Source organism: Mucilaginibacter kameinonensis (assembly GCF_003675385.1).
GTDB lineage: Bacteria > Bacteroidota > Bacteroidia > Sphingobacteriales > Sphingobacteriaceae > Mucilaginibacter > Mucilaginibacter kameinonensis.
The window spans coordinates 428,267-445,746 of sequence record NZ_RCWZ01000003.1 but is presented as its reverse complement, the minus strand read 5'-3'; the positions used below and the strand labels follow the sequence as shown (position 1 = coordinate 445,746).

The 17,480-nt window shown below is 41.3% G+C and carries 19 protein-coding genes and 1 other RNA gene; 5 read left to right on the top strand and 15 right to left on the bottom strand.

Annotation, left to right across the window (positions count from 1 at the left end):
* Nucleotides 1-3: 3 nt before the first annotated feature.
* The 12 genes from EAH55_RS15110 to EAH55_RS15055 all read right to left on the bottom strand — a co-directional run bounded on the left by EAH55_RS15110 (nt 4) and on the right by EAH55_RS15055 (nt 9,370).
* Nucleotides 4-612, bottom strand: coding sequence for an FMN-binding negative transcriptional regulator (locus EAH55_RS15110; RefSeq protein ID WP_121810397.1), 609 nt, complete (start codon nt 610-612; stop codon nt 4-6).
* Between the two features lie 81 nt (nt 613-693).
* A complete protein-coding gene (locus EAH55_RS15105) occupies nt 694-1,641 on the bottom strand; it encodes an N-acetylornithine carbamoyltransferase (RefSeq protein WP_121810396.1) in 948 nt (315 codons plus the stop codon).
* Nucleotides 1,642-1,662: 21 nt separating this feature from the next.
* Complete coding sequence (locus tag EAH55_RS15100) at nt 1,663-2,790, bottom strand: aspartate aminotransferase family protein (protein ID WP_121810395.1); 1,128 nt, start codon at nt 2,788-2,790, stop codon at nt 1,663-1,665.
* A 68-nt stretch (nt 2,791-2,858) separates the two neighbouring features.
* Nucleotides 2,859-3,857, bottom strand: a complete 999-nt coding sequence (argC, locus tag EAH55_RS15095; protein WP_121810394.1) for an N-acetyl-gamma-glutamyl-phosphate reductase — start codon at nt 3,855-3,857, stop codon at nt 2,859-2,861.
* Nucleotides 3,835-4,188, bottom strand: coding sequence for a cupin domain-containing protein (locus EAH55_RS15090; protein ID WP_121810393.1), 354 nt, complete (start codon nt 4,186-4,188; stop codon nt 3,835-3,837). Before EAH55_RS15090 ends, argC begins: the two co-directional genes overlap by 23 nt.
* Nucleotides 4,181-5,374, bottom strand: coding sequence for an argininosuccinate synthase (argG, locus tag EAH55_RS15085; RefSeq protein WP_121810392.1), 1,194 nt, complete (start codon nt 5,372-5,374; stop codon nt 4,181-4,183). The genes EAH55_RS15090 and argG overlap by 8 nt, the downstream gene beginning before the upstream one ends.
* Before the next feature lie 58 nt (nt 5,375-5,432).
* On the bottom strand, nt 5,433-5,795 hold the full coding sequence (locus EAH55_RS15080) for a four helix bundle protein (protein ID WP_121810391.1): 363 nt from the start codon (nt 5,793-5,795) through the stop codon (nt 5,433-5,435).
* A 49-nt stretch (nt 5,796-5,844) separates the two neighbouring features.
* Nucleotides 5,845-6,489 carry a GNAT family N-acetyltransferase gene (locus EAH55_RS15075; RefSeq protein WP_112571573.1) on the bottom strand — a complete coding sequence of 215 codons (645 nt, stop codon included), beginning with the start codon at nt 6,487-6,489 and terminating at the stop codon, nt 5,845-5,847.
* A 434-nt stretch (nt 6,490-6,923) separates the two neighbouring features.
* A complete protein-coding gene (locus EAH55_RS15070; RefSeq protein WP_121810390.1) occupies nt 6,924-7,880 on the bottom strand; it encodes a YpdA family putative bacillithiol disulfide reductase in 957 nt (318 codons plus the stop codon).
* 84 nt (nt 7,881-7,964) lie between these two features.
* An RNA gene (ffs, locus tag EAH55_RS15065) (signal recognition particle sRNA small type) lies at nt 7,965-8,063 on the bottom strand.
* Nucleotides 8,064-8,107: 44 nt separating this feature from the next.
* Entirely contained in the window at nt 8,108-8,737 is a 630-nt protein-coding gene (locus tag EAH55_RS15060) for a 2'-5' RNA ligase family protein (RefSeq protein ID WP_121810389.1), read from the bottom strand.
* Between the two features lie 12 nt (nt 8,738-8,749).
* The gene (locus tag EAH55_RS15055; RefSeq protein ID WP_121810388.1) at nt 8,750-9,370 is read right to left on the bottom strand and encodes a 2'-5' RNA ligase family protein; all 621 of its coding nucleotides are present in this window, start codon (nt 9,368-9,370) and stop codon (nt 8,750-8,752) included.
* A gap of 75 nt (nt 9,371-9,445) precedes the next feature.
* On the opposite strand from EAH55_RS15055, the gene dinB reads away from it, so the two are divergent.
* From dinB to EAH55_RS15035, 4 genes are all read left to right on the top strand, one after another.
* Entirely contained in the window at nt 9,446-10,630 is a 1,185-nt protein-coding gene (gene dinB, locus EAH55_RS15050) for a DNA polymerase IV (protein ID WP_121810387.1), read from the top strand.
* 121 nt (nt 10,631-10,751) lie between these two features.
* Entirely contained in the window at nt 10,752-12,071 is a 1,320-nt protein-coding gene (locus tag EAH55_RS15045; protein WP_162996891.1) for an acyltransferase family protein, read from the top strand.
* An 18-nt stretch (nt 12,072-12,089) separates the two neighbouring features.
* Nucleotides 12,090-13,133 (top strand): sensor histidine kinase, encoded by a 1,044-nt coding sequence (locus tag EAH55_RS15040; RefSeq protein ID WP_121810385.1) that lies wholly within the window; start codon nt 12,090-12,092, stop codon nt 13,131-13,133.
* Nucleotides 13,134-13,136: 3 nt separating this feature from the next.
* Nucleotides 13,137-13,835, top strand: coding sequence for a LytR/AlgR family response regulator transcription factor (locus EAH55_RS15035; RefSeq protein ID WP_121810384.1), 699 nt, complete (start codon nt 13,137-13,139; stop codon nt 13,833-13,835).
* A 60-nt stretch (nt 13,836-13,895) separates the two neighbouring features.
* Here the strand turns inward: EAH55_RS15035 and EAH55_RS15030 are convergent, their stop codons facing one another.
* From EAH55_RS15030 to EAH55_RS15020, 3 genes are read right to left on the bottom strand one after another with little or no spacing between them, the layout of a single operon-like run.
* Nucleotides 13,896-14,486 carry a hypothetical protein gene (locus EAH55_RS15030; RefSeq protein WP_121810383.1) on the bottom strand — a complete coding sequence of 197 codons (591 nt, stop codon included), beginning with the start codon at nt 14,484-14,486 and terminating at the stop codon, nt 13,896-13,898.
* Nucleotides 14,473-14,970 carry an RNA polymerase sigma factor gene (locus tag EAH55_RS15025; RefSeq protein ID WP_112570152.1) on the bottom strand — a complete coding sequence of 166 codons (498 nt, stop codon included), beginning with the start codon at nt 14,968-14,970 and terminating at the stop codon, nt 14,473-14,475. Before EAH55_RS15025 ends, EAH55_RS15030 begins: the two co-directional genes overlap by 14 nt.
* 41 nt (nt 14,971-15,011) lie before the next feature.
* Nucleotides 15,012-15,539, bottom strand: a complete 528-nt coding sequence (locus tag EAH55_RS15020; protein WP_114938172.1) for a hypothetical protein — start codon at nt 15,537-15,539, stop codon at nt 15,012-15,014.
* 166 nt (nt 15,540-15,705) lie between these two features.
* Here EAH55_RS15020 and EAH55_RS15015 point away from each other — a divergent pair, with 166 nt between their 5' ends.
* Nucleotides 15,706-17,097, top strand: a complete 1,392-nt coding sequence (locus tag EAH55_RS15015; RefSeq protein WP_121810382.1) for a dicarboxylate/amino acid:cation symporter — start codon at nt 15,706-15,708, stop codon at nt 17,095-17,097.
* The last annotated feature ends 383 nt before the right edge of the window (nt 17,098-17,480 follow it).

Below are 17,480 nucleotides of genomic sequence, written 5' to 3'. Positions count from 1 at the left end.
CGCTTACTTAATATGCGACATGTATTTACCGATCTCTGCTTCAACCGTATCACTACTATTACTTAATGCTTTGGTGATATTCTCCCGCTCCACTTCGCTACGGTTTTGACTCAGCTTTTGTTTACCCTGAAGATCGTCAACTATGATTTCAAAAGCTACAATACCTTTCATCATCCGTTGCTTGTACTCGTCGGGTAGGTTATTCCATTGGATGAGGTAATCGGCCTCATAGTTGCTAATCATTTGGACTAACAGATTGGCAGTTTGTTCACCTTCAGGCAAAATTGTCGCTTTGCCATAGGCATGCACCGCAATGTAATTCCAGGTAGGTACGTTGGTATCCTTTTCGTAATGCTTGGGCGATATGTAAGCATGAGGCTCGGTAAATATCACCAAAATATCTTTCCCAATAATTTCATTTGCCTGGGGATTGGCCTTAGCGAAATGAGACGACAGTACAATTTTGTCATCGCGTTTGCTTACCAAAAAGGGAATATGGGTTGCAAACGGAACATTATCGGTGGCTGTAACGATAGTAGCAAAACTATAGCGCCGCATAAAGTTGATGGCTTCCTGCTCATCTGTTAACTGAAAATGTTTAGGAGTGTACATCTGGAGAAAAGATTAAAGAAGGGAAGAAGCACGAGTCAAGACTGACGCAGTCTGACTCGTGCTTATATAAAAGTACTTTATTTACAAACTTTCCAGCATCTGTTTTAGCACAGCTTGGGCCGCCCAGACGCGATTGCCGGCTTCGTGTACCACAATTGAGCTTGGGCCGTCTAATATTTCGTCAGAAAGCTCCAGGTTACGGCGTACCGGTAAACAATGCATTACTTTGGCATTGTTGGTTTGCTCCAGCTTTTTGTTGGTAAGCATCCATTCTTCATGTTTGCCCAATATGTTACCATAAGGCTCATAAGCCGACCAGTTTTTTACGTAGATGAAATCTGCCCCGGCTAAAGCCTCGTCCTGATTATAGCTGATGTTTGCACCTTGCGTAAAATCAGTACAAAGTTCATAGCCTTTAGGCTGTACAATGGTAAAATCAACATCAGCTTTGCACATCCATTCCGAAAACGAGTTCGGAACAGCTTGAGGTAGTGGTTTAATATGCGGTGCCCAGGTTAATACCACTTTAGGACGTGCTGTTTTCTTTAGCTCTTCAATGGTAATTAAATCGGCCAGGCTTTGCAGCGGGTGACGGGTTGCCGATTCCAGGCTCACAACCGGCACTTTGCAAAACTCCACAAACTTATTAAAAATCATCTCGCTGTAATCTTCCTCACGATTTCTTAAGCCGGGGAACGAACGTACACCAATAATATCAGCATATTGACCCATAACACCTGCGGCTTCACGGATATGCTCAACTGTAGTGCCATCCATAATTACACCGTCGCGCAGTTCCAATGCCCAACCTTCCTTGTCTATATTAAGCACCATTACGTTCATACCAAGGTTCATGGCTGCTTTTTGTGTACTCATACGGGTACGCAGACTCGGGTTTAAAAATACCAGGGCAAGCGTTTTATTTTTACCAAGTTGCTGATGGGCAAATGGATCCTGCTTAAGCGCCAATGCCTCTTTTACAAGTGCGTTAACGTCAGTTACGTCATTAACAGAAGAAAATAATTTCATTGGTTTGAATATTATAGCGGATTATTGATTCAATACATTTACAAAAGCTTCCAGGAACCTATCAGCATGGGCCTTGGTTAAGTTTAACGCAGGTAACAGCCTGATCACGTTGGGTTTGGCTTCGCCTGTAAATATGTGGTGCTTGTTTAACAGTTCTTTACGGGCATGGGCTAATTCCTCAGGTAATTCGATACCGATCATCAAACCGCGACCACGAACTTCTTTAACCTGCTCCAACTTGTTAAGCTCTTTTATCAAGTAACCACCAACTTCAGCCGCATTTTGAAACAGGTTATCTTGTTCAATGGTTTCAAGAACAGCTAAACCTGCGGCGCAAGCCAGGTGATTGCCTCCAAAAGTAGTACCTAACATGCCGTAAGCAGGCTGGATTTTTGGCGAGATAATAATGCCCCCAACAGGGAAACCATTACCCATGCCTTTAGCCATACTGTAGATATCGGCATCAACACCAGCAAAATCATGCGAGAAAAATTTACCGGTACGACCGTAACCGCATTGAACCGAATCGGCAATAAATACGGCATTGTACTGGTCGCACAATGAACGGATCTTTTGCAGGAAGCTTTCAGGGGCAACCTGGATGCCGCCTACGCCCTGAATACCTTCAATAATTACCGAAGAAATTTCGTTGTTTTTAAAGGCTTCTTCTAAAGCTGCTTCATCTGCCCATGGCAAAAAGATCACATTGTCAGTTTCGTTGATAGGGGCAACGATCTTAGGGTTATCAGTTACAGCAACAGCTAACGAAGTACGGCCATGAAATGATTTGCTGAAAGCGATAACTTTCTTTTTACCGTTGTAAAAGGAAGCCAGTTTTAAAGCATTCTCATTTGCTTCAGCGCCAGAATTACACAGGAATAACTGGTAATCTTCCTTGCCTGAAACCTTACCTAACTTTTCGGCTAATTCTTTCTGAATCGGAATCTCAATAGAGTTAGAATAAAAGCCAAGCTTATGTAATTGATCTTCTAATCTTTTTACATAATGAGGGTGCGTGTGACCAATTGAGATTACAGCATGACCACCGTACATGTCAAGATATTCAGTATCGTGATTATCGTACACTAAACTTCCTTGGCCTCTTACTATGTTGATGGGATTTATAGGATATACGTCAAATAGATTCATTGCTTAAATGGGATAAAAATTAGTACTTAATTAATAACAGAACTTTCAGAATTCGGCGAGCAGCTCCGTTAAAAGCCGATCGCCTTAAGTCGTAAGCCTGCGCGCTCGTTCAGTCCGAACAATAAGTTCATGTTCTGTACTGCCTGGCCTGATGCGCCTTTAAGTAAGTTATCCATTATGCTGATAATGAATATTTTGTTATCGTGTTTTTTTACCTGGATAAAGCATTTGTTGGTGTTTACAATCTGCTTTAGATCGATATTGCGGTTAGTTACATGCGTAAACGGATGACCCTCGTAATAACTTTGGTAAAGTGCTAAAGCCTCTTCTTCGCTTAAATCGCTTTCGGTATAAATTGAAGCAATAATGCCGCGGGTAAAATCGCCACGGTAAGGTATGAAGTTGATAGCCTTATCAAAGCCGGCTTGTAACTGCCTTAACGACTGACCAATCTCATTCAAATGCTGGTGACTGAATGCTTTGTAAACAGAGAGGTTATCGTTACGCCAGGTAAAGTGTGAGGTGGGCGATAAGCTTTGCCCCGCACCGGTGGAACCTGTTGTAGCGGTAACGTGCACTTCATTATTTAACAAGCCTTTTGAAGCTAAAGGGAGCAGTCCCAATTGCAAACAGGTAGCAAAGCATCCCGGGTTAGCAATATTAGCAGCCGTTTTAATGGCCTCACGGTTTAATTCAGGTAAGCCATAAACAAAGTTTTTGCCATTTAAAGTTGAGTTTTGATTGAGCCTGAAATCCTGGCTCAGGTCAATGATCTTAACCGTATTGGGGATAGCGTTTGCTTCCAGAAACTTTTTGGCATCGCCATGGCCAACACAAAGGAAAAGTACGTCAACATCGGTAGAAAGTTCGGCGGCAAATTTCAGATCGGTATCGCCAAACAGGTCGGTATGTACTTCGTAAACATAGTTACCAGCGTTGCTGTTACTGTGAACAAAAGCTATCTCCACGTTAGGATGGTTTATCAGGATCCGAAGCATTTCGCCCCCGGTGTATCCCGCTCCGCCAACTATGCCTGCACGCACCTTATTTGATTTCAATTCTGTCATTGTTTGTAGATGGATATGAATATAAAATAAACTCAAGATCGCTCCGGTCGTTATTGCCGATAAAATGCTTTTGACCGGGATGGATCTCGATGCCCTGTTCTGGCTTCAATACTGTAACCTCGCCGTCTATCGAAAATGTAGCACGTCCTTTTAAAATGAAAAATACCTGTGTAGCTTTCTCGTGATAATGCAATTGTTCGGCAGTGTCTGGTGGCATTAACTCCTGCTTAACGGATAACGCTTCTGTATCAATGAAGGTCCATCCATGACAATCGTCGCCCCAGTTATAATGCTTTAGGCATTCACTTTTTGAAAACGCTGTATTAATCATTTTGGCCGTTAACCTTGTGGTAGATCATTACCTGGTTGCCAAATATTTTTGAGAAACCTTTAACGTCTTCGCCACTCCATGCATTGTTCATTTCGCCGTAGCTGCCAAATTTGTTCGACATCAAATCATAAGGTGATTCGATACCAATTACCTGGAAGCGATATGGGTGCAACTGAACAAATACTTTACCGGTAACATTTTTCTGTGTATCAGTTAAAAAAGCTTCCATGTTGCGCATGATAGGGTCATGGAACTGACCTTCATGCAGCCAGTTGCCATAGAAAGATGATAACTGATCTTTCCATGTAAGCTGCCATTTGGTCAATACGTGTTTCTCTAAAGTATGGTGAGCTTTAATGATGATCATTGGAGCTGCGGCTTCAAAGCCAACGCGACCTTTAATACCGATAATAGTATCACCAACATGGATATCCCTGCCAACGCCATAAGGCTGAGCGATAGCCTGCAAGGCCTGGATAGCTTTAGTTGGGTGATCGTATTGTTCGCCGTTGATGGCAACCAGTTCACCTTTTTCAAAGACAAGCTCAAGATCTTTAACTTCTGATTCGGTAACCTGAGTAGGCCAGGCTTCTTCAGGTAGGCCCAGGTTTGAGGTAAGTGTTTCTTTACCGCCTACAGATGTACCCCAGATACCTTTGTTGATAGAATATTTAGCTTTCTCAAAGTTCATATCAACACCGTGTTTTTTCAGGTATTCGATCTCTGCTTCACGGCTCAGTTTCAAATCACGGATAGGGGTGATGATCTTGATATCAGGTACAAGGATATTGAAGATCATATCAAAACGCACCTGGTCATTACCTGCACCGGTGCTACCGTGAGCTACAGACTCAGCACCAATTTCTTTAGCGTAGTTAGCAATAGCAGTAGCCTGGCTTACGCGCTCGGCACTTACAGATAGCGGGTAGGTGTTGTTTTTTAATACGTTACCGTAAATTAAAAAGCGTACGCAGGTATTGTAAAAGTTCTCGGTTTCATCAACCACATGGTGCGAAGTAACACCCATTTTATAAGCACGTTCTTCAACGCCTTTTAACTCTTCCTCGCTAAAACCGCCGGTATTTACAATAACGGAATGAACCTCATAACCAAGATCCTGTGTTAAATAAATACAGCAAAATGAGGTATCTAAACCTCCGCTATAAGCTAATACTACTTTTTTCATTTTTTAAGGTTAAAGGCGAAAGGTTAAAGGTAAAAGGTTTCGCCTTGTACGTTTTATATTAATTATCGCTTCTCAAAAATTTAATAAACCCAATTAACATCGCTTTCACTTCGTTAATCGAGGTGTTTGTTTTGTCGTAAATTTCAGTTGGAATAAATCCCAGATCATAAATCAGATAAACAGTATATTCTACTTCGTGTGCAGACCCCAACGCATTATCCAGGTAATGAGTGAAATCTTTATCGGTATTTTTACCGCATCCCTCAACTATATTTAAAGGGATAGAATAAGTGGATCTACGTAGTTGATTGGTTAAGGCAAATTGTTCTTCACGAGGCATTATGGGCAATATTTCAGCATACACTTGCTTTGTGAGCAAGTGTGCCTTTTTCCAAACATCAAGTTTTTTATAATCTCTCATTATGATGCAGCTACCTTTAACCTTTCGCCTTTAACCTTTTGCCTAAATCCTAAACATCGTGTTTTATACGTTTTTTAATGGCGTTCTCAATGCGCTCAAGCAATGTTGCCTTATGCGTGATCCGCTGCATCTTTTCTTCGTACTCTTTTTGTTTTTCGGCTGGATCAAAAAGCATCGCGGTACACATGCAGTTTTTGCGGCCTTTGCTGGTTAAAATGTCAAAGTTTACGCAGCTTTTGCAGCCTGCCCAAAAGTTTTCGTCCTGGGTAAGTTCAGAGTAGGTTACCGGTTCGTAGCCAAGCTCCGAGTTGATCTTCATTACCGCTAATCCGGTTGTTAAGCCGAATATTTTGGCATCAGGGTATTTGGTGCGCGATAACTGAAAAATGCGGTGTTTAATAGCTTTAGCCAATCCCGCTTTACGAAACTGTGGATTAACTATAAGGCCCGAGTTGGCAACAAAGTCGCCATGGCTCCAGGTTTCAATATAGCAGAAACCTGCCCAGGTGCCATCTTTATGAAGGGCTATAACAGCTTTGCCTTCCAGCATTTTATTAGCAACATATTCGGGCGAGCGTGTAGCTATACCGGTTCCGCGAGCTTTAGCCGATTCGGCCATTTCATCGCATATCATGGTGGCATAGTCTACATGCTGTGCTGTAGCAACCTGAATATCAAAATCTTGTATTGTCATTTAAATAGATAATTACCGTGAAATTAATCGGCCTTTTAAAGCCTTAAATAATTAGATGGTTTTCTTAAAAAGAAGTTTAAAAAACTCTTTTTGTGTGGGCAGAGGAGAAATTAATTCAAGCCCGCGGCATGTAGGTCCTTCGTCGGAGAGGGCAGTTTAAAAAAACAGTTGAACCCAAGGCAGCAGCAACCGGAGCAAAACTTGCTCTTGTAGCGGGCTTATTTAAGCTTGGTATATTCATTTTTTTATTGAATTACTGTGTTTTTAATTTCGCTGCAAAATAGACTATAAAATTTTATTTATACAAGAAAAAAATGCGATTATTTGATGTTGGTTAAATGGTTGATTCGGTTGATTGAGTGAGTGGTTGGTTTATTGTGATAACTTGCAGATTTACAGCAATAACTATTCACTCAATCAACTTAATCAACCATTCACCTCCCAGCCATAATATCCGCGATAATCATATCCGCGTGGATGCGTGAATTTTCAATGAACCAAAGGTGGGTATCCAGACCGCCGCAAACCACCCCGGCAAGGTATAAACCGGGCATATTTGTTTCCATGGTTTCGGGGTTGTACTGAGGGATAAATTTATCTTCGGAAAGGATGATGCCAAGCTTTTTCAAAAACTCAAAATTAGGTTTATAGCCCGTCATCGCCATTACAAAATCATTGGGTATAGTAATAAGTCCATCGGGAGTTTTGATATCTACCTCAGTTTCACGAACGGCTTCCAAATTAGAATTGAAATAAACTTTGATGCTGCCTTCTTTAATACGGTTAATAATATCAGGCCTTACCCAATATTTAACCCTTTGGCTTACTTCGCTGTCGCGGATTACCAGCGTAACATCAGCCCCTTTACGGTAAGTTTCAAGGGCCACATCAATAGCCGAATTGCTTGATCCTACAACCACCACTTTTTGCAGTGTGTAATAATGTGGGTCCTGGTAGTAGTGTTTTACTTTGGGCAGATCTTCGCCCGGAATATCAAGGTTAACTGCTATATCATAAAACCCGGTTGACAAGATCACTTTTTTAGCACGATAAGTATCCTTTTTTGTGGTGATCACATAATGGCCATTTTCAGGTTTTACCCCGGTAACTTCCTCAAAAAGATGAATAGGCAGGTTGTTTGATAGTGCTACGCGGCGGTAATATTCAAGCGCATCGGCGCGGTTTGGTTTGGTATGGGTGGTAACAAATGGTACTCCGCCAATCTCCAGTTTCTCTGAGGTAGAAAAAAAGGTCATGGTTGAAGGATAGTTGTACAGCGAGTTTACCAGCGTGCCTTTTTCAACGATAACAAAACTTAAACCGGCTTTTTGTGCCGCAAGTCCGCAAGCCAAACCAATAGGACCGCCGCCAATAATGAGTATATCGAGCATTTATGTACAATTAAGAAATTAAAGAAATCATGAACCGGTGTAGGTTCGGGCATTTTGCCGGTGCGGCAAAAATAAGAAAATAAAAAAGGGTAAGCTACTTTTATCGCGCCGCTCAACTCTCTACCCTTGCTGTGTTCCCACCCTGGGGGAGTTCAAGAGGAGCTGGCCGTAAAAGACTTACCCCGGCGCAAATATAGAAAAAGGTAGCATTTATGATTAAGAAAATGTTAAAAAAGGCTTATCTGTTGATTTATAGAGGGATAATTTTTAAATTGCCTTGTTGAAGCAAGCTTATCAAGCCTTGTTAGCTCATTTTCGCCACCCCGAAACTCAAATTCTCGGTAAGTTTTGGCGTGTTGATCGATATCCAACAGTAAATTTTTCAAAATAGTAAGCCGGTCAACAACAAATTTTACCTTCATTTCTCTCTTTTGAAAATAGGGCCAAAGCCTTTCAAATTGTTCCGGCGTTATAGCTCTTGCTACTGTGATATGGGGAATAGTACTGCTTTCACCAACTATATCCTTGAGTAATTTAAGCCAATATTGGTTTTGTTCTGATAGTTTGAGCTTTGCAAAAATGGTTTTATTGTAATTGTTACCTTCATTGAAACAATCAAACCCGTCTATCTCAAAAACAATTGATGGCAGCAAGCTAAGTTTCCGGCCCAGGAAAGAGAAACCCTGAACGTCCACATCCAGCGGTTTGCGTGGATAATTATTTATGGTGATATGCGCCCTGGCATGCATGCTTGGGTAGTTGCCAATTAGGCGTTTTGATTCGCTTTTTAATTTACGGATCATGAAATCGACATGATCTGGTATCGGAAGGATAAAATGATAAAATGCGTAGTCCATGATTATTAAATTTTAATTGAATAAATTGATTTGATCGGGATCGCCGGCTTTAAGTAGTTCCAGTTCATCGCGGGTATAACCCGGGCCGGCCATGTTTTTAAACTCAAAAACTTTAAACTTATCCCATTTGGCAAAAGCGTCAAGCGTATCGCGTTTCAATATGGTAAGCTCTTTTACCCAAAATGGTTCAAGCAGCTTTTTATGCCTGAAATGGGGCCAAAGTGCATCAAAATCTTTTTCAGGGATGTCGCGCACTACCGTTATGTGCGGGATAAGATTCTTTTTGATGCGCAGCTTCTTTTTTAAGGTGTTAAACCATTTATCAGTAGCAGGGGTGGCGCGGATACTGGCATAAATAGTCATGCGGTTGTGCAGATGGGAGAAGTGATAAAATCCATCAAGGTGCAACAATACGGGTGGCAAAATATTCAATGCCTGCTCCATTAGCTCAAGGTTTTTATCGGCCATAAAAGGCTTTTGCCTTTCCAAATGCTGGATAGATATATGAGCCGGCGAATCCATACTTTTATAATTGCCGATAAGTCTTGCTGATGCTTTTTTGTAGCGTGCAATCTCATGTTTCACCGTTTCGGGCGGCGACAATAACATCAGGTAGTCTTCATATATACTCATCTGGCTAATAATTTCCTTAATTCAAAATTGCTAAAAAAATTAGCAAAATATCAAATTTATTTTCATTTTTGTTGTGTGGAAGCTAAACGTTATATCGTTCATATCGATCTTGACTCATTCTTCGTTTCGGTGGAGCGGAAGTTTCATCCCGAACTGATCGGTAAGCCAGTTATCATAGGTGGTTCGCCCGAGAGGGGAGTGGTGGCTTCATGCAGTTACGAGGCCAGGGCTTTTGGTGTGCATTCGGCTATGCCAACTAAGCAGGCGCTTAAGCTGTGTCCGCATGCCATCCTCATTAGGGGTTCGCACGGGCGCTATGGAGAAGCTTCACGCGAGGTTACACAGATCATTCATGATACCGTTCCTTTATATCAAAAAACATCGGTTGATGAGTTTTATATCGATTATACCGGCATGGATCGCTTTTTTGACTGCTACCATGAAGCTACTAAGTTGAGGCAGAAGATCATTAAAGAAACCGGGTTGCCAATATCTTTCGGTATGGCATCGGGTAAAACCATTGCTAAAATGGCTACCAACCAGGCCAAACCCAACGGACAGATGTTTGTAAAACATGGCGATGAAATAAAGTTTCTGGCTCCGCTTAATATTGGAAAAATACCTGGTTTGGGCGAGAGTACCCGGAATAGGTTATATCAGTACGGCGTTGAAAAAATTGGTGATCTGCAGCGTACCAATATCCGTTTTCTGGAAACAATTTTCGGCAAGTACGGTCATTCGCTTTGGGAAAAAGCCAATGGTATAGATCATAGCGAAATCGTATCTCATTCCGATAGGAAATCCATTAGCACAGAACATACTTTTCATACCAATGTATCTGATCCCCGTACGCTTGAAACTACGTTGGTATCCATGACCGAAGAGTTGTCGTCCAAATTGCGGCGGGAAAATAAGCTTTCATCATGCCTGGCTATCAAACTACGTTATGGCAATTTTGAAACACATACCCAGCAACAAAAAATAGCGCTTACTGCAGCAGAGCATATACTGATTCCCGGCGTTAAGAATTTGCTGAAAATGGCCTGGGACCAGCATCGGCCAATCAGGTTGATAGGTGTGCGTTTAAGCGATCTCTGCACAGGAAGCTATCAAATCAATCTGTTTGAAGATAATGAGGAACGCATTAAACTTTACCAGGCCATGGATCAGATCAATTTTAAATTCGGGGATAAAACCATCTGCCGCGCTGCAGGGATGGAGATAGGCACAAGGAATTTTAATCCGTTTATGAGGGGCTGAGTACCCCCTCTAAATCTCCCCCGAAAGGGGAGACTTCCCACCGCCGCCGCTCGGCTCCAGCCGAGTGGCAACTATCAATCGGCCTCTGGCCGCCATGGGAAATGTTCTTTTAAGTGACACAATGCGGCTATTGTTTTCAACCAATGGTCAAAGGTTTTTTACCGTTGGTCAAAGTAATTTTATGGGGTGGAAGGGAGTGGCTTCTTTTGATAAAAAAGAAGAAATTATGGAAACCACACAACGTCAAACTTACCTCGATTGGTTGAGGATTCTGTCAATATTGGGGGTGTTATTTTTTCACTCGGCAATGCCTTTTGTTGCTGAGGATGGATGGCATATTAAAAACCACGAAACCAGTAATCTAATGATGGAGTCAAATCATTTTTTGCACCTTTTTCGCATGCCGCTGCTCTTTTTTATTTCAGGTACCGTGAGTTACTACATGATGCAGCGGCGCTCTACACTCAGTTTTATCGGCTTGCGCTTCCGCCGGCTTTTTATTCCGCTTTTGGTGGGCATGTTCATCATTGTTCCGCCGCAGATCTATATGGAACGCTTAGCCAATGGCTACAAAGGATCATTCCTGGATTTTTATCCAAGTACATTTAGCTTTCAGCCTTATCCCAAAGGGAATTTCAGCTGGCACCACCTTTGGTTTATTGCCTACCTTTTTATTTACGATCTGATATTCGCGCCACTATTCACCTGGATGATCTCGCCAAAAAGTGATGGCTTTAAACAAAAACTGGCTGTTTTGGCTACCGGAAAATGGGTTTATTTATTGATGCTTCCCGGAATCCTCTGGTTTACTTTTACCAGTTGGAACCTACCCGAAACCAATGACCTGATCCATGATGGCAGTTATTTTGTTTACTGGTTGTTTTTTCTGCTGGCGGGTTTTATTTGTATCCTGCAACCTAAACTGATGGATAGCCTTGAACGCAACCGTCGTTTTGCCTTAACTATCGGCTTTTTAAGTCTTATGGTCTGGGAAGTTATGCGCTGGAACGGCGTTGAGCCATTACATGCTCACTGGCCTTTTCAAAATATTGCTTTTTCCTACGCCTTTACCGCTTTAAGGCCAATTATTGCCTGGGGATGGGTACTTGCTTTGGTTGGCTATGGTAAACATTATTTTAACCGCAGCCATAAAGTGCTCGGTTATTTAAACCAGGCTGTATATCCATTTTACATATTGCACCAAACCGTTATCGTTTTAGTGGCTTATTATATTGTACAAGTTCAAAACGAAAGCATTCTGTCTAAATACATTTATACAGTGGGTATTACTTTTTTTGTAACTGTGCTTATTTATCATTTACTGATAAGGCCTTATAATTTAGCCCGCTTTTTGTTTGGCATGAAGCCAAAAGATAAACCGGAAGCGTTGTCCCGTAATATGGTAACTGAACTTAAGCCACAACCTGTCCTTTCTGTTTGAAATTTGTAATTTGCTGATATGAAATTTTTCAGGAAATACATTTTTCCGGAATTGTATGGCTTATTGGTATATTTTACCATCAGGCTGTTACATGATACAGACCTTGGCCAGCATTTTTGGAAAAGGGATTTCTATGTCAATGGCATTGAAATGGCCTGTTCGATATTGGTGGGCTATCTGGCAATCTATCTTTTTGAGTGGCTTTTTAGGTACTATGACAGTCATAGGGGCGCGCCATTATCTTACCGGGACGTTGTACGGGAACTGATCATCTTGGTAGGTGTAAACCTAATATTGGTAAACGTAGTATTTGTTCCGATGGATATGGCCCTGCACGTAACCCAGGGTATTGATGAACTAATGCCCTGGGCAGATGTGGCCGATATTAACATGATCCCCACTTTGTACGCTATTATTTATTACGGCGTTGCACGTAGCAGCACCTGGCTTAAAGCCTATGTAAATAATAAAATGCAACTGGAAAAATTAACCAATGATCAGCTGGAAACCGAACTGAAATTTTTAAAGGCGCAATACCATCCGCATTTTTTGTTTAACGCCTTAAATACCATCTATTTTCAGATGGATGAAGATGTGCCCGGCGCAAAGAAAAGCACTGAGCTACTGTCAAGTTTGTTGCGCTATCAGCTTTATGATCAGCAACAACAAGTAACTGTAAAACAGGAACTGGAGTACCTTGAAAATTATATCAGGTTGCAACAGATACGAGCGAGCAGCAGAATGCAGTTGAATGTACATTTTGATGAACGCTTAAACGATCAATTAATTTACCCGTTGCTTTTATTACCGCTGGTTGAAAACGCCTTTAAATACATTGGCGGAGCGTACAAAATAACCATTGATGGAAGCATTATCGATGGTAAGTTTGTATTTAAAGTTTATAACGATACACCGGCAAATATGAAAGCGCCGGATAATTACAGCGGCATTGGTTTAGAAAACCTGAGCCGGAGGTTGCAACTACTTTATCCGGGCAAACATCAGCTCAACACAGGTCGTGAGAATGATCATTATACCGCAGTACTTGAATTGAATATATAAATTATGGCATTAATTAGCTGCATTATTACCGACGATGAGCCCTTTGCCCGTAAAGGGCTGGAGGGCTACGTTACAAAAGCCGGATTTTTTGATCTGAAAGCTCAATGTGAAGACGCGATGGAATTGGGCGCTTTGCTTGCTCAACAATCTGTTGATCTGCTGTTCCTTGATATCCAGATGCCGCATTTAACAGGCGTTGAGTTTATACGTTCGATGCCTAACCCTCCAAAAGTAATTTTTACTACCGCCTTTAAAGAATACGCTACCGACGGCTTTGATCTGGATGTGCTTGACTATCTGCTTAAACCCATCCCGTTTGAGCGCTTTATGAAAGCTGCCTTTAAAGCCAAAGACTATTTTGATTTGAGAAGTAACGCGGGTTCGGTCGATTACATTTTTGTTAAAAGCAATGGCAAGCTTGAAAAGATCGTTTTCGACGATGTGTTATTTATCAAAGGAATGGAGAATTATGTTGAGATCTATACATCTGCCCGCAAAATAATAACTCATAGTACCTTGCGGGCTTTCGCCGATAAACTGCCGGCCCGTAAATTTATGCAAACGCATAAGTCGTACATAATCGCCAGTAATAAAATTACCTCTATAGAAGGGAACATGCTGAATATTGGCGAATTTGAAGTTCCAATCAGCAGGCAGTTAAAAGATCAGGTGTTGCATGCGCTGATTAACCAAAACAGATAATCTTTTTTAAGTCAAAATCCCTAAGTCGAAAGTTCTAAGTCGGAGGCCTTTAAATCTTCATTAATCAAACTGCTCCTGTAGACGTACCAGTCTGTCAATCATCAGGTTTAGTTTCTCTTCCTCGTTTTTAAACATACGCGGTTTAAGATAAAAGGTAGTAAACAAAAACCACACAGCAATCGAACTGTAAGTCACTATTTTGAAAGCTAAAGATGAGTGTTCAAGTACTTCAACAAAGTACATGGCCAATCCTGCACTTATCATGAGTATATAGATATAGTAAAACCAACCTATTACCTTCGAACGGCTTTTTTGGTATTCTTTAAGGCTGTGTAAATATTCGGTTGGGTTTAATGTTGCGTCCTGTTTGCTCAGGATATGGTAATGACGTAAAATGAGAGAGAGGTACATGAGCATTGTAACCAATACTATTAATATACCTACAGTGGTTACGGTTGATTTAAATGCCAGGAAAAATGTAACAATAAACGCGAATGCCGCGATGGCCACCATGGCCACTATAGTCCAGTACAACTTAGTAGTTATGCTGCGAATCCCCTTCTTTACCTGCTTCAGCACCTCATCCACCGAAAGCTGATCTGGTTTTGGCTGTCCCTGCCAAACCGACATCAAATGATCAAAGTCTTTCATACTGGTTATATAACTCCGTTAATTTTTGTTTAATACGATAAATTTTCACCCTCAAGTTCCCTTCTGATATACCCGAAATTTCGGCAATTTCGGGGTATGGCACCTCATCAAGCACCATAGTTATAATAATCCTTTCTGATTCTTCCAGTTTTGAAATACACTTATATAGTAAAGCAACCTGTTCGTTTTTATCCGATAGTTCTTCGCGTTTTGTTTCTGCTAATTGTGGAGTAAGTTCGTCTTTGGCCTGGCGTTTTTCCGAGCGCAAATAGGTTAAACAGGTATTTACAGCAATCCGGTAAATCCAGGTTGATATCATGGCCTGGTTACGGAATTTGTCTAAATTTTGCCAAACCTTTAAAAAGGTTTCCTGTAGCAGGTCGTTGGCGGCATCGTCATCGCCGGTATAACCATAGCACAGATGGAATATCTTTTTAGAATTAGCTTCATATATCTGCTTGAATGCTGCTTCTTTGTTGGCCACTTCAGTTAATTTTATATTTAGACGATGTTAAGCTTTGTATGTTACAACAAATGATCATTCTTTTTAAACCAGCCCAGCTTAGTTTCAGCATCACTTATTAAATTGTTGTAACTGTCCTGGTAATCAAACTGAAGGTCCTCATGTAGTTTAACAATCAATCCACGGATTTTTTCTACCTGACGTATCAGTATCAATCTTAAAGGTTTGTATGATGTGCGCCTGTCGGCATACTCCACGTAATTCTCGCAAAAATTGATCAATAATTCAATTTCGGCACCTTTTGAAGCCATGAACTTGGTGTACTTACTTAGCAGCCTTAATATTTTACGCATGCCTTTTGCGGCGTTATAACTTAATGACGATAGCTGGCTGAACATAAACCCGGCTTCGGCTTTTACCTTTTCGATAAAGGCGGCTTCATCATGAGCTTCAAAGAGCAGGTAGGCGAGAAGTTCTTTGTTTTCCTTTTTATAGCGCGCTAAACGGAGCATTAATTCGGCCATCTGCTCGTTGGGCAGGTGCTGAATTTCCTTTTTTATATGCTGTAGTCCGTAGGCAGTAGTAGTCATGTTGTAAATAAGCGGGCAAAATACTAATTGTTTTTATAAAGTATGATAATGCTAAAACGTGGTAAGATGTTTTATTTGCCTAATGTGAGTTAGTGTAAAATAGAATATTCCGAAGCCTGTTTAAACCGACCGTAAATTTTGTAGTTTTGCAGGCTTATTAAATTAAATGAAAAAAAGCAGACTGACGCTCTTCATTTTTATCGCACTGATTTTGGGTGTGGTAGCCGGTTATATTTATAACACCTACGTTTTTGCCGATCTGAATAAACAGCTTAGTACCGCCGGTGCAACTATTAAAAGTATCGACAAAAATATAGAAGCATTATCCGATACTACGGTATCAGCCTATAAAGATCTTAAACTACAACGAATAGCCCAGGTAAAACTTCAAAGCCAGGCAACCGACGCCCGGGAAGATAAGCTTGAGCTTTATAATATACTGAGCAAGATTTTCCTTAACCTGATAAAAATGATTGTAGCACCATTGGTGTTCACCACATTGGTGGTGGGCGTTGCCAAGGTAGGGGATATTAAGGCTGTTGGCCGGATAGGGGGTAAAACAATGCTCTGGTTCATCAGCGCAACGCTGGTATCCTTATTATTAGGGATGCTATTGGTTAACTTGTTTGAACCAGGTAAAACCATGCACCTTCCGCTTCCTGATAGTCATTTGAGTACAGGTATCAAAAAGACGGCCTTATCATTAACCGAATTTGTTGGTCACGTTTTTCCTAAGAGTTTTATTGAGGCTATGGCAAATAACGAGATCCTGCAGATTGTGGTGTTCTCTTTGTTTTTTGGCGTCGCTACTGCAGCAATAGGCGAGCAGGGCAAAATAGTGATCAAAGCTATGGACGCCTTTGCCCATGTGATCATGAAGATTACCGGTTATGTGATGAAAATGGCCCCTTTAGCGGTGTTTGGTGCAATAACCGCGGTTGTTGCCAAACAAGGGATAGGTGTACTTTCAACTTATGGTATTTTTATCAGCGAGTTTTATTTTTCGCTGATCGTATTGTGGTCGGTGATTATATTGGCGGGATACATTGTATTAAGGAAGCCGGTATTCAGGCTGTTGAACAGTATTAAGGATGCCATGCTAATAGCTTTTAGTACTTCAACAAGCGAGGCAGCCTATCCAAAAGTGTTGGAAGAGCTGGAGAAGTTTGGTTGCAGTAATAAAATAGTGAGCTTTGTATTGCCACTCGGGTATTCATTTAATTTGGATGGCTCTATGATGTACATGACTTTTGCGTCGTTGTTTCTGGCGCAATCCTATGATATTCACCTTTCATTCGGGCATCAATTATCCATGTTGCTGGTATTGATGCTTACCAGTAAAGGCGTGGCAGGCGTGCCAAGGGCTTCGCTGGTTGTAATTGCCGGTACGCTGGCTATGTTCAATATTCCGGAAGCTGGTTTGTTTTTGTTGATAGGTATTGATCCATTGTTAGATATGGGACGTTCTGCTACAAATGTGCTTGGTAACGCTATGGCTACAGCGGTGGTAAGCAAATGGGAAGGAGAAGAGGTAGGTACCCCAATAATAAGAGAATAAAACATGACGTATTGCGAAGAACCATCAGTGAAACGATGGACAAGGCAGCAATGACATGTAAAATATATTTTAGAGATGGTGTGCAGAGGCCGCGTTAGGGATTGCAGTGAAAAGCCCACAGCGCGGAGTAAGGATTATGGGTAGGAAAAGCGAGGACTTGTAACGAAAAGCCCGAGCCGCAGGCAACGCCCACGTTACTAATAAAAAATAATAATCAATAACTTATAACTAAGTCATCATAGAGAACGAATATAATTAACCGACCTAATGGAGATTATTAAGAATTATAAATTGAACATAGCTCTTCATAATTTCTAATAAGCAGAGCCGCTTTGTATAGTTCGCGATTGCCTCGTGCCTCGCAATGACGATTCGGAAAAATC

Excerpts from the sequence above, each read along its gene's own strand:
- EAH55_RS15045 (WP_162996891.1), top strand. The coding sequence starts at position 10,752 with ATGCGGCTATTGTTTTCAACCAATGGTCAAAGGTTTTTTACCGTTGGT.
- EAH55_RS15100 (WP_121810395.1), bottom strand. The coding sequence starts at position 2,790 with ATGAATCTATTTGACGTATATCCTATAAATCCCATCAACATAGTAAGA.
- EAH55_RS15090 (WP_121810393.1), bottom strand. The coding sequence starts at position 4,188 with ATGATTAATACAGCGTTTTCAAAAAGTGAATGCCTAAAGCATTATAAC.
- EAH55_RS15040 (WP_121810385.1), top strand. The coding sequence starts at position 12,090 with ATGAAATTTTTCAGGAAATACATTTTTCCGGAATTGTATGGCTTATTG.
- argG (WP_121810392.1), bottom strand. The coding sequence starts at position 5,374 with ATGAAAAAAGTAGTATTAGCTTATAGCGGAGGTTTAGATACCTCATTT.
- EAH55_RS15105 (WP_121810396.1), bottom strand. The coding sequence starts at position 1,641 with ATGAAATTATTTTCTTCTGTTAATGACGTAACTGACGTTAACGCACTT.
- EAH55_RS15110 (WP_121810397.1), bottom strand. The coding sequence starts at position 612 with ATGTACACTCCTAAACATTTTCAGTTAACAGATGAGCAGGAAGCCATC.
- EAH55_RS15060 (WP_121810389.1), bottom strand. The coding sequence starts at position 8,737 with ATGGACTACGCATTTTATCATTTTATCCTTCCGATACCAGATCATGTC.
- EAH55_RS15070 (WP_121810390.1), bottom strand. The coding sequence starts at position 7,880 with ATGCTCGATATACTCATTATTGGCGGCGGTCCTATTGGTTTGGCTTGC.
- EAH55_RS15055 (WP_121810388.1), bottom strand. The coding sequence starts at position 9,370 with ATGAGTATATATGAAGACTACCTGATGTTATTGTCGCCGCCCGAAACG.
- EAH55_RS15035 (WP_121810384.1), top strand. The coding sequence starts at position 13,137 with ATGGCATTAATTAGCTGCATTATTACCGACGATGAGCCCTTTGCCCGT.
- EAH55_RS15075 (WP_112571573.1), bottom strand. The coding sequence starts at position 6,489 with ATGACAATACAAGATTTTGATATTCAGGTTGCTACAGCACAGCATGTA.
- EAH55_RS15020 (WP_114938172.1), bottom strand. The coding sequence starts at position 15,539 with ATGACTACTACTGCCTACGGACTACAGCATATAAAAAAGGAAATTCAG.
- EAH55_RS15080 (WP_121810391.1), bottom strand. The coding sequence starts at position 5,795 with ATGAGAGATTATAAAAAACTTGATGTTTGGAAAAAGGCACACTTGCTC.
- argC (WP_121810394.1), bottom strand. The coding sequence starts at position 3,857 with ATGACAGAATTGAAATCAAATAAGGTGCGTGCAGGCATAGTTGGCGGA.
- EAH55_RS15015 (WP_121810382.1), top strand. The coding sequence starts at position 15,706 with ATGAAAAAAAGCAGACTGACGCTCTTCATTTTTATCGCACTGATTTTG.
- EAH55_RS15030 (WP_121810383.1), bottom strand. The coding sequence starts at position 14,486 with ATGAAAGACTTTGATCATTTGATGTCGGTTTGGCAGGGACAGCCAAAA.